6 protein-coding genes and 3 rRNA genes are annotated in these 11,635 nt (G+C 63.4%); all 9 read right to left on the bottom strand.

The features are described from left to right. Nucleotides 1–134: 134 nt before the first annotated feature. On the bottom strand, nt 135–1,838 hold the full coding sequence (gene recN, locus FB473_RS03905) for a DNA repair protein RecN (RefSeq protein WP_167164995.1): 1,704 nt from the start codon (nt 1,836–1,838) through the stop codon (nt 135–137). After that, entirely contained in the window at nt 1,838–2,779 is a 942-nt protein-coding gene (locus FB473_RS03900) for an NAD kinase (protein WP_167164993.1), read from the bottom strand. Before FB473_RS03900 ends, recN begins: the two co-directional genes overlap by 1 nt. 10 nt (nt 2,780–2,789) lie before the next feature. Next, nucleotides 2,790–3,557, bottom strand: a complete 768-nt coding sequence (locus tag FB473_RS03895) for a TlyA family RNA methyltransferase (protein WP_167164991.1) — start codon at nt 3,555–3,557, stop codon at nt 2,790–2,792. 2 nt (nt 3,558–3,559) lie between these two features. Continuing rightward, entirely contained in the window at nt 3,560–3,787 is a 228-nt protein-coding gene (locus FB473_RS03890) for a hypothetical protein (protein ID WP_167164989.1), read from the bottom strand. Beyond that, complete coding sequence (locus FB473_RS03885) at nt 3,784–4,776, bottom strand: HAD-IIA family hydrolase (RefSeq protein WP_167164987.1); 993 nt, start codon at nt 4,774–4,776, stop codon at nt 3,784–3,786. Before FB473_RS03885 ends, FB473_RS03890 begins: the two co-directional genes overlap by 4 nt. Continuing rightward, nucleotides 4,773–5,570 carry a hypothetical protein gene (locus FB473_RS03880; RefSeq protein ID WP_341770020.1) on the bottom strand — a complete coding sequence of 266 codons (798 nt, stop codon included), beginning with the start codon at nt 5,568–5,570 and terminating at the stop codon, nt 4,773–4,775. Before FB473_RS03880 ends, FB473_RS03885 begins: the two co-directional genes overlap by 4 nt. A 763-nt stretch (nt 5,571–6,333) precedes the next feature. Then, nucleotides 6,334–6,450: ribosomal RNA gene (rrf, locus tag FB473_RS03875) — 5S ribosomal RNA — on the bottom strand. Between the two features lie 96 nt (nt 6,451–6,546). Further along, a 23S ribosomal RNA gene (locus FB473_RS03870) occupies nt 6,547–9,622 on the bottom strand. Between the two features lie 316 nt (nt 9,623–9,938). Continuing rightward, a 16S ribosomal RNA gene (locus tag FB473_RS03865) occupies nt 9,939–11,454 on the bottom strand. The 16S, 23S and 5S rRNA genes sit together here, the layout of an rRNA operon. Nucleotides 11,455–11,635: the final 181 nt, after the last annotated feature.

Genomic DNA, 11,635 nt, shown 5'->3' with positions numbered 1-11,635 from the left:
GCGGGCATCCCACGGCTCCCTCATCACACGGTCACCATTCATAGAGAATGATAGTCGTTCTCATTTATGACGATAGGGACGCTACACGACATCGCACGCCGACAACAAACCGGCGGCACCACGGTGGAGCCCGCTCAGACGCTCGGAGTGGCGTCGTCCCGAGCGTTGGCCAGCAGTTCGCGGGCATGGGCGAGCCCCGACTCGCTGTCGGCGAGGCCCCCCATCATCCGGGCCAGCTCGGCCTCCCGGTCGTCATCCGTGAGGCATCTCAGATCGCTGGTCGTGACGCGGCCGTCGTCCGACTTCGAGACGACCCAATGAGCGTCGGCGAAGGCCGCGACCTGGGCGAGGTGGGTGACCACGATCACCTGGGAGTGGGCGGCCAGGCGTGCCAGGCGACGGCCGACCTCGACGGCGACCGCGCCACCGACCCCGGCGTCCACCTCGTCGAAGATGAAGACGTGCCCGGGATCGCCGGCCGCCAGCACCACCTCGAGCGCCAACCGGACGCGCGAGAGTTCGCCACCGGAGGCGACCTTGGCCAGAGGCGCGGGTACCGCTCCCGGGTTGGCGGCGAAGAGCAGCACGATCTGCTCGCGTCCCCACGGCCCGGGCTCCGGCAGGGGGCGCAGGTCGAAGCCCAGTCGGGCATGAGGCATGGCGAGCGCGGCCAGCTCACCCTGCACGGCCCTGGTGAGCCGATCGGCGGCCTGCTCACGCAGGTCTGTCAGTTCCTGCCCGAGTTCCGCGACGCGTCCGTCCAGCCTGGACAGCTCCGCATCAAGGTGCGCGAGCCGGTCGTCGCTGTCCGACAGGGTGGCGCAGCGAGCGGCGGCCTCCTGCGCCCAGGCGAGCACCTCGTCGATGGTGGTGCCGTACTTCCGGGTGAGGGACGCGAGCTCTGCCCGCCGCGTGGTCACCGCCTCCAAGCGCAGGGGGTCGGCATCGAGATCGGCGAGGTAGGACGCCACCTGTGCCGCGAGGTCGTTGACCTGTCCGGTCACCGAACGGGCCAGCCCGGCCAGTTCACGGGCGCCGTCGTCCAGCTGGGCCACCTGGTCGAGGGCATGACGCGCGACCCCGGCGAGACCGACGGCGCCCGGGTCGTCCGGATCGCCCTCGTCCGAGCCCGACAGCGCATGACCCGCGCGTTCGGCCAGCATGCGGAGATCGTCGATCGCCTGGAGCCGCGCGGCCTCCGTCGCCAGTTGCTCGTCCTCACCGGGCTGGGGATCGACGTGCGTGATCTCGTCCAGCCCGAACCGCAGGAGGTCGGCCTCGCGAGCACGCTCCAGCGCATGGGCGACGATGTCCTCGCGCTCAGCACGAAGCGCCGAACGCCGGGCGAAGGCCTCGCGGTAGGCGGTCAGCGAATTCGCGAGCGCGGTGCCACCGCTGCGGTCCAGCACTTCTCTCTGCCGCTCGGCCGTCCCCAGTCGGAGCTGTTCCGACTGGCCGTGGATCGTGGCCAGTTCGCCGGTGATCGCGCCCATGTGCGAGATCGGCGCCTGGACGCCGCCGACGAAGGCCCGGGAACGGCCCTGGGCGCTCACGTGCCGGGCCACCAGCAGTTCGTCCCCGTCGAGGCCTGCTCCCACTCCGTCGAGGGCATCGGTCACGGCATCGAGGCCGGTGAACCTACCCTCCACGACGGCCCTCGAACTGCCCCTGCGGACGATTCCGCCGTCCGCCCGCTCCCCCAGCAGCAGGCCGAGCCCCGTGACGATCATGGTCTTGCCGGCGCCGGTCTCGCCGGTGACCACGGTCATGCCCGGCGACGGGGACAAGGTCGCGTCCGCGATCACTCCGAGGTTCGCGATCCGCAGCTCGACCAGCATCAGCGCTGCCCCGGACCCCGGAAACCGTCGATCGGCAGTTCGAACTTCTTCACCAGCCGCGACGTGAACGGCTGCTCCTGCAGCCTGGCCACCCGGAGGTTGTGCTCACCGCGGTACACGGTGATGTGGGCGCCCGGAGCCAGGTCGATCGAGCGCCGTCCGTCGCACCAGACGATGGCATGCGCGACGACGTGGCTCGACAGCGTCAGATCGACCCGCGAGTTGGGTTCCAGCACCATGGGACGGGCGAACAGTGCGTGAGCGGCCATCGGGACGACGAGGAAGGCCTGCACGTCCGGCCAGACGATGGGTCCCCCGGCCGAGAACGCGTAGGCGGTCGAGCCCGTGGGCGTCGACACGAGCATGCCGTCGCAGCCCCAGCGCGAGATCGGCAGACCGTCGATCTCGACGAGAACGTCGAGCATCTTCTCGCGGGCGGCCTTCTCCAGCGAGACCTCGTTGACGGCGAACGAGTGCCAGACCGGGAGACCGGCCCGGTCGGAGACCTCGACGCGCAGGGTGAGCCGTTCCTCGACCGTGTAGTCGCGGTCGGCGACGTGCTGGACGAGCTTGTGGAGGTCGTGCGACTCGAGCTCGGCCAGGAACCCGACATGTCCGAGGTTGACGCCCAGCAGGGGAACGCCTAGCGGGACGACGAACTCCGCGGCCCGCAGGATCGTGCCGTCCCCACCGAACACGACCATGAGCTCCACGTCGCCGAGCCGGGACGCCGGCTGTCGCTCTATGGGAATGTCGGGGAGACGGTGCTGCAGTTCGGGGACGCGCTCGCCGAGCCCGACGCAGGTGATGCCGCTCCCGGCGATACCCCGCACGAACTCGACCGCCGCATCGACGGCTTCAGGCCGCGCCGGGTGCAGCAGAATGCCCACCCGGCGTGGCTGGCTCGGGTGCCCGGTGCTCGGCGCTGCGGTCTGGCTCACGCGTTGCAGCCTACCCACCCTCACCCCGGAACGGCGTCGGCCCACTCGTTCGGGACGACGACTCGCGTTCGAAACGCACGAAGTGCTCCAGGTTTCCGGCGGGTCCCGGCAATCGGCTGTCCCCTCGCCACGTGTCCGTCCAGCCGAGTTCACCGGCACGAGCGACCACCCGATCGATCGCCTCGGCACGATCGGCCGCCGACCGGACGACGCCCCCGGCGCCGAGTCGTTCGCGTCCCACCTCGAACTGAGGCTTGACCATGAGCAGCGCCTGCCCGCCGGGGGCGACGACAGCGAAGATCGGCTCCAGCAGCATCACCAGGGAGATGAAGGAGACGTCGCCGACGGCGAGGTCGACCGGCTCGTCGTCCAGGTCGTGCATGCCGAGGTCTCGCAGGTTGAGCCCCTCCCGCACGCGGACGCGCGGATCCTGCCTGATCACCGGCGCCAGCTGATCGTGCCCGACATCCACCGCGTAGACGCGACGGGCACCCCGATCGAGCAGCACCTGCGTGAATCCGCCGGTGGAGGCTCCAGCATCGAGCACACGTGCCGGCACGGCGGTGCCGCTCGCGTCGAGGGCACCGATCAGCTTGTGCGCCGCCCGCGACACCCAGCGATCGGCATCCGCTTCGACCGTGTCGCCCGCATCGACGTCATGGGCCGGACGGCGCACCCCGCTGCCGTTGACGCGGACCCGCCCGGAGCGGATGAGTTCGTGGGCCTGCGACCTGGAACGCGCCAGCCCGCGTTGGACCAGGGCCAGATCGAGTCTCATGACTAGTGCGCGCCCGGCCCCGGAATCCGGCCTGCCTGGCCCGCCGAGGAATCGCGTGAGGTCTCCAGCACCTCGACCAGCGCCTCGTGAGCCTCGGTCAGGCGTTCCAGCCGCGCTCCCGCGGGGAGATCGTCGAGGTCGCCGAGCGCCGCGATGGCCGAATCGATGCGCTCGTCACCGGTCACCGGAGGCGTCGTCCGGCCGGAAGCACGATCGGGCTCGTCGCTCATGACAGCAGTCCCAGCCGATCGAGTGCGGCCGATGCGTCGAGCCCCGCATCACGCCACGTGTGCTGGACGACGGCCCACAGCGCGTCGAGTTGCTGGTCGACGTCGTCCAGCGGGCCCTCGACATGCACCTGGCCGCTCGAAGCCGTCGCCACCGCGTCCTGGCACCGGACGATCGCTCCGTCCCACGTGGCCTCACGCTTGGGACGCACGAGCCCGCGCAGGTCGTGGCCGATGGCCGTGGGACGCTGCTGGGGCACCGCCGCGACCAGCTCCCGCTTGCCGTGGGCGCCGGTGAAGACGAGGAACGAATCGATCCCGACGTTGTGGGCGCCTGCGATGTCGGTGTCGAGACGATCGCCCACGAACACCGGATGCTCAGCTCCGATGCGTTTGATCGTCTCCTGCAGCAGCGGCGGGTAAGGCTTGCCTGCGATCATCGGCTCGGTGTCGACGCACACCTGGACGCAGGCGATCTGGGAGCCGGCGCCGGGGGTCAGGCCGAGGTGGGTCGGCCGGTTGATGTCGGTGTTCGTGCCGAACCATCTGGCTCCGCGCTGAATGGCGAAGCATGCGTCGTCGATCTGCGGGAACGACATCTGCGGGTCGTAGCCCTGCACCACCGCGTCCGGCTCGCCGAGATAGTTGTCCACCAGGGTGAAGCCCACGGACGCCATCTCGTCGGCAAGTGCCTGGGCCCCGCACACCAGCACCTTCGCGCCGGTGGGGAGTTCGCGCAGCATCAGCTGGGCGATCGCCTGGGTGCTCGTCACGACGTCCTCGCGATGGCATTCGATGCCCAGCGAGTTGAGGTGTTCGACCACGACCTCGGCCGACCGACCGGCGTTGTTCGTGACGAATCCGATGCGGACGCCCAGAACGCGCAACTCCGACAACGTCTCCGGCGACCCCTTGACCGGTTCCGGCCCCAGATAGACCACCCCGTCCAGGTCGAACATGGCCGCGTCGTAGGCGTCGATGAACCGCGTCATTCCTCCTCCTCAGGAGCCTCGTCCGTTTCGACGTCCACGTCCACGACCTCGAACTCGTCGTCGTAACCGTCGTCGGACCCTTCGGGGACCTCGATCCCGTCGAGTTCGGCGATTCGTCGGCTCACCTCGAGTTCGCCCTGATCGTCGTAGGCGTCGGCGGAGGCGAACCAGTCCCGCGCCGCCGATTCCTGCCCCGCCTCGTGCAGCAGTTCGGCATAGGCGAAGCGCAGCCGGGCCTGTCCCCGGCGCCCACCCCGGCGAGCCTCGATCGCTTCCTTCAGCAGCCGCTGTGCCTCGGGCCGCTGGCCCAGGTCGTCGCGGGTGCCCGCTTCCACCAGGATCGCCTCGATCCTCTGCTCGGCGCTCAGTCGTCCGTGGTTCGCCTCCCGCAGCGTCCGCAACGCCGCTTGTGGCTTGCCCACCGCACGCTCGCAATCGGCTATCACCGGTAGGTAGTCGTCGTTGCCCGTCATGCGGTGGATCGCCCGGTACTCCGTCAGGGCGATCCCGAACTCGCCGGCCGCATAAGCCGCCTCGGCAGCTGCCTCACGCACCACCGGCAGACGGGAGGCCAGCCTTCGTGCGACCAGGGCATGTCGGAGGGCGAGCGCCGGATCGAGATCGACGAGCTCGGCCGCGGCGGCGAGATGTCCGCCCACCCGCCCGGCGAGCTGCTTGCTGAGTCCGCGTAGCTCGGCCCGGACGCCGAAGGGCAACGTCGACTCGTCGTAGCCCTCGGGCAGGTCTGGTTCGTCCGCTCCGCGCTCCAGCCCGGGTGGGACGATTCGCTCCACCTTCTCGAGTTCGCGTTCGGCGCGCCCGGCTCGCTGCGAGACAGGGCGACGCTGAGAGTCCGGACGACGCTGAGAGCCTGGACGCTGACCACCGCGCCGGGAGGCGGAGCCTGCCCGGTATCCACGTGACTCGTCGCGGGACTTCGAGTTCCGCTCGCCGTCAGCGCCTCGGGCCCCGGTGGTGGGGCGCTCACCGCGGCCACGAGACTCGTCGCGGTCCCGTGGCTCGGAGCGGTTCGCAGAGCCCGCGTAGCGAGGCTTGCCCGTGTAGGAGCGCTGTCCCTTGGGACGAGAACCCTCGGAGCCGGAGCGGGACGCAGGAGCGCCCTCGTCACGCCTGCGCGTCTTGGCGCCGGCGGACCGCTCACGACGATCGTCGTCACGAGTCCCTTGTTCGCGAGTGTCCCGGTCACGCCGTGAGGCGTCAGCAGGTCGGCGTCCGTTGCGCCGACGGTCGTCGGAGTCCGAACTGCCTGACCGAGAGCCCCGGTAGCCCTGCGAGCGAGAGGCTCCCTGCCGATCGGACCCCGATCGCGCTGAGCCGGACGAGTTCGAGCGCCGGGCAGCACCCGGCCCCTTGGCGCCGGATCCTGATCGACCGCTGCGGCCGCCGGCGCCTCTGCTTCGCCGATCGTCCCGGTCATCCGGCGTGGCTGCTGAAGTCATGGACCAATTCTGCCTGTCTGTGGAGCGGCCGGTGAACACCAGCTCGCGGACAACAAAAAACTCCCCCGGGGGCCGAAGCTCCAGGGGGAGTTTAAATGTCCGGCGGCGTCCTAGTCTCCCACAGGTTCCCACCTGCAGTACAATCGGCGCTGAAAGGCTTGACTTCCGGGTTCGGAATGGAACCGGGTATTTCCCTTTCGCCATGACCACCGAAACACTATGGAGATGTGGCGGAAACGAGGAGTCATCGACTCCTACGAGTCCCCGACCGTATCTCGGGAACCACACAGTGGACGCGTAGCATCTTTGTAGAAACAAGCCCTCGGCCTATTAGTATCGGTCAGCTCCATGCGTTACCGCACTTCCACGTCCGACCTATCAACCCGGTGGTCTGCCGGGGGCCTTACCAGATTAACTCTGAGGGAATCCTCATCTTGAAGCGTGCTTCCCACTTAGATGCTTTCAGCGGTTATCACTTCCCAACGTAGCCAACCAGCCGTGCTCTTGGCAGAACAACTGGCACACCAGAGGTTAGTCCGTCCCGGTCCTCTCGTACTAAGGACAGCCCTTCTCAAGATTCCTACGCGCGCAGCGGATAGGGACCGAACTGTCTCACGACGTTCTGAACCCAGCTCGCGTGCCGCTTTAATGGGCGAACAGCCCAACCCTTGGGACCAACTCCAGCCCCAGGATGCGACGAGCCGACATCGAGGTGCCAAACCATGCCGTCGCTGTGAGCGCTCGGGCAAGATCAGCCTGTTATCCCCGGGGTACCTTTTATCCGTTGAGTTACGGCGCTTCCATTCGCCACCGTAAGATCACTAGTCCCGACTTTCGTCCCTGCTCGACATGTCTGTCTCACAGTCAAGCTCCCTTGTGCACTTACACTCGTCACCTGATTGCCAACCAGGCTGAGGGAACCTTTGGGCGCCTCCGTTACCTTTTGGGAGGCGACCGCCCCAGTCAAACTACCCATCAGGCACTGTCCCTGATCCAGATAATGGACCTAGGTTAGATAACCAGAACGACCAGAGTGGTATTTCAACGTTGACTCCACAACCACTGGCGTGGCTGCTTCAAAGTCTCCCACCTATCCTACACAAGTCGTCCCGATCACCAATACCAAACTATAGTAAAGGTCCCGGGGTCTTTCCGTCCTGCTGCGCGTAACGAGCATCTTTACTCGTAATGCAATTTCGCCGAGTTCGTGGTGGAGACAGTGCCCAAATCGTTACTCCATTCGTGCAGGTCGGAACTTACCCGACAAGGAATTTCGCTACCTTAGGATGGTTATAGTTACCACCGCCGTTTACTGGGGCTTAAGTTCAGTGCTTCGCTTGCGCTAACACGTCCCCTTGACCTTCCAGCACCGGGCAGGAGTCAGTCCGTATACATCGTCTTTCGACTTGGCACGGACCTGTGTTTTTGGTAAACAGTCGCTTGGGCGTGGTCTCTGCGACCATCAGGGCTATGCACCCCTCCGGTCCCCCTTATTCCGAAGTTACGGGGGTATTTTGCCGAGTTCCTTCACCACGATTCTCTCGATCGCCTTGGTATTCTCTACCTATCCACCTGAGTCGGTTTAGGGTACGGGCGGCTCACAACTCGCTCACGAAGCTTTTCTAGGCAGCATAGGATTACCGAATTCGGCCATAAGGCCTATGCATCAAGTTTCAGGCTAACGGCAGACGGATTTGCCTATCTGCCACCCTACGCTCTTACCCCGGGAAACCATCACCCGGTACGGCTACCTTCCTGCGTCCCTCCGCAGCTTGCCTACTACAAGTTTGGGTCGCAGACTCAGCGGCTTCAGTCCGAAGACATCCACAACCTCGCGTGCTTAGCATTACCTGATTCGGCAGGGTCGTTAGTTTTGCCGGTACGGGAATATCAACCCGTTGTCCATCGACTACGCCTGTCGGCCTCGCCTTAGGTCCCGACTTACCCAGGGCAGATTAGCTTGACCCTGGAACCCTTGGATATTCGGCGGACGGGTTTCTCACCCGTCATTCGCTACTCATGCCTGCATTCTCACTCGAGTGCACTCCACGGCTGGGTCACCCCGCCGCTTCCTCGCACACCCGACGCTCCCCTACCCATCCGCGCACCTGGACCGAAGTCAGGTACATGCGCGAATGCCATAGCTTCGGCGGATAACTTGAGCCCCGCTAAATTGTCGGCGCAGAATCACTTGACCAGTGAGCTATTACGCACTCTTTCAAGGGTGGCTGCTTCCAAGCCAACCTCCTGGTTGTCTCCGCAACTCCACATCCTTTTCCACTTAGTTATCGCTTAGGGGCCTTAGCTGATGATCTGGGCTGTTTCCCTCTCGACTACGAACCTTATCGCCCGCAGTCTCACTGCCACGCTCTCACTTGTCGGCATTCGGAGTTTGGTTGATTTCGGTAAGCTGGTAGGCCCCCTAGACCATCCAGTGCTCTACCTCCGACAAGAAACGCGTGACGCTGCACCTATATGCATTTCGGGGAGAACCAGCTATCACGGTGTTTGATTGGCCTTTCACCCCTATCCACAGCTCATCCGCCAGGTTTTCAACCCTGGTCGGTTCGGGCCTCCACGACGTCTTACCGTCGCTTCACCCTGGCCATGGATAGATCACACCGCTTCGGGTCTAGAGCATGCGACTGAACGCCCTATTCGGACTTGCTTTCGCTACGGCTCCCCCACACGGGTTAACCTCGCCACATACCACTAACTCGCAGGCTCATTCTTCAAAAGGCACGCCGTCACCCTTACGGGCTCCGACGGGTTGTATGCAATCGGTTTCAGGTACTATTTCACTCCCCTCCCGGGGTACTTTTCACCTTTCCCTCACGGTACTTGTCCGCTATCGGTCACCAAGGAGTATTTAGGCTTGGCGGATGGTCCCGCCGGATTCATGCGGAATTTCAGGGGTTCCGCATTACTTGGGGTGACGCTCAGGAGTGATCAGGTTACGTGTACAGGGGTTTCACCTTCTGTGCCACAACTTTCCAGAGTGTTTCTACTTCGCTGATCATTTTTGACTCCTTGACGGGATGACAGTCCCATCAGAGCGACCCCACAACCCCGCATGTGCAACGCCTGTCAGCTATCACACACATACGGTTTGGCCTGTTCCGCGTTCGCTCGCCACTACTTACGGAATCACGGTTGTTTTCTCTTCCTGTGGGTACTGAGATGTTTCACTTCCCCACGTTCCCTCCAGCTGCCCTATGTGTTCAGGCAGAGGTTGCCGGACATGACTCCGGTATTTCAGGGTTTCCCTATTCGGAGATCCCCGGATCAGCTTGGTTACCAGCTCCCCGGGGCTTATCGCAGGTTCCTACGTCCTTCTTCGGCTCTTGGTGCCTAGGCATCCACCGATTGCACTTAGTAGCTTGTTGTTCTACAAAGATGCTCGCGTCCACTGTGTAGTTCTCAAAATACGGGCGGGCCCAACTCCCTCGGCCTCATGGGCCTCAGTCCTTGGTCCGCTGAAAGATGGTTGCATCGCAACCGACCCTTCAGGGCCCAACAGCGTGCTCAGGTCAATTCGATCGCTTTCGAGGTTCCACTCCCTTGCGGGTTGTACTGACGTCGATGATCGAATCGACTTAGCGGTCAATGTTCCACATTCCGTAGCCAGTGTTCCTTCGAGACGTTCGCTCGAAGACAACACAATGGACCAGTACGCTTCGCGTCTGGCCAATGGCTCCTTAGAAAGGAGGTGATCCAGCCGCACCTTCCGGTACGGCTACCTTGTTACGACTTAGTCCTAATTACCAGTCCCACCTTCGACGGCTCCCTCCAAAAGGTTGGGCCACCGGCTTCGGGTGTTACCGACTTTCATGACTTGACGGGCGGTGTGTACAAGCCCCGGGAACGTATTCACCGCAGCGTTGCTGATCTGCGATTACTAGCGACTCCGACTTCATGGGGTCGAGTTGCAGACCCCAATCCGAACTGAGACCGGCTTTTTGAGATTCGCTTACCCTTGCGAGTTCGCAGCTCTTTGTACCGGCCATTGTAGCATGCGTGAAGCCCTGGACATAAGGGGCATGATGACTTGACGTCATCCCCACCTTCCTCCGAGTTGACCCCGGCGGTCTCCTATGAGTCCCCGGCATTATCCGCTGGCAACATAGGACGAGGGTTGCGCTCGTTGCGGGACTTAACCCAACATCTCACGACACGAGCTGACGACAGCCATGCACCACCTGTATACCGACCTTGCGGGGCACCTGTCTCCAGATGTTTCCGGTATATGTCAAACCCAGGTAAGGTTCTTCGCGTTGCATCGAATTAATCCGCATGCTCCGCCGCTTGTGCGGGGCCCCGTCAATTCCTTTGAGTTTTAGCCTTGCGGCCGTACTCCCCAGGCGGGGTACTTAATGCGTTAGCTACGGCACAGAGAACGTGGAATGTCCCCCACACCTAGTACCCACCGTTTACGGCGTGGACTACCAGGGTATCTAAGCCTGTTTGCTCCCCACGCTTTCGCTTCTCAGCGTCAGGAAAGGTCCAGAGAACCGCCTTCGCCACTGGTGTTCCTCCCGATATCTGCGCATTCCACCGCTCCACCGGGAATTCCATTCTCCCCTACCTTCCTCTAGTCAGCCCGTATCGAAAGCAGGCTCAGGGTTAAGCCCTGAGTTTGCACTTTCGACGTGACAGACCGCCTACAAGCTCTTTACGCCCAATAAATCCGGACAACGCTCGCACCCTACGTATCACCGCGGCTGCTGGCACGTAGTTAGCCGGTGCTTCTTCTGCAGGTACCGTCATTTTCACTTCGTCCCTGCTGAAAGCGGTTTACAACCCGAAGGCCGTCATCCCGCACGCGGCGTTGCTGCATCAGGCTTGCGCCCATTGTGCAATATTCCCCACTGCTGCCTCCCGTAGGAGTTTGGGCCGTATCTCAGTCCCAATGTGGCCGGTCGCCCTCTCAGGCCGGCTACCCGTCGTCGCCTTGGTAGGCCACTACCCCACCAACAAGCTGATAGGACGCGAGTCCATCCTTGACCGCCGGAGCTTTCCAACATCCACGATGCCGAGGATGCTGAATATCCGGTATTAGCAGTCGTTTCCAACTGTTATCCCAGAGTCAAGGGCAGGTTACTCACGCGTTACTCACCCGTTCGCCACTCGTGTACCCCGAAGGGCCTTACCGTTCGACTTGCATGTGTTAAGCACGCCGCCAGCGTTCGTCCTGAGCCAGGATCAAACTCTCCGTTGAAAAACAATCGACGACGGTCAAAGACCGATGTCGTCAACTTTGAGGTTGATGCTGACAAGATCTCCATCACTGGATTGTCACTCATCAAAGGAATCCGTTACTTGGATTTGAGATTTCTCTCGCCGCCAAGTGACGGGTTTGTTTAGTGCATATTTGGCATTGACTTTAAGCACGCTGTTGA

The sequence above is a fragment of the Brooklawnia cerclae genome, from assembly GCF_011758645.1.
Taxonomy (GTDB): Bacteria; Actinomycetota; Actinomycetes; order Propionibacteriales; family Propionibacteriaceae; genus Brooklawnia; species Brooklawnia cerclae.
Note: the sequence above shows the minus strand (reverse complement) of the source record. Positions and strands in the feature narration are given on the sequence as shown.

What these genes read in the sequence shown, in the direction of transcription:
- recN (WP_167164995.1), bottom strand. Translation starts at nt 1,838, where the DNA reads ATGCTGGTCGAGCTGCGGATCGCGAACCTCGGAGTGATCGCGGACGCG.
- FB473_RS03895 (WP_167164991.1), bottom strand. Translation starts at nt 3,557, where the DNA reads ATGAGACTCGATCTGGCCCTGGTCCAACGCGGGCTGGCGCGTTCCAGG.
- FB473_RS03890 (WP_167164989.1), bottom strand. Translation starts at nt 3,787, where the DNA reads ATGAGCGACGAGCCCGATCGTGCTTCCGGCCGGACGACGCCTCCGGTG.
- FB473_RS03885 (WP_167164987.1), bottom strand. Translation starts at nt 4,776, where the DNA reads ATGACGCGGTTCATCGACGCCTACGACGCGGCCATGTTCGACCTGGAC.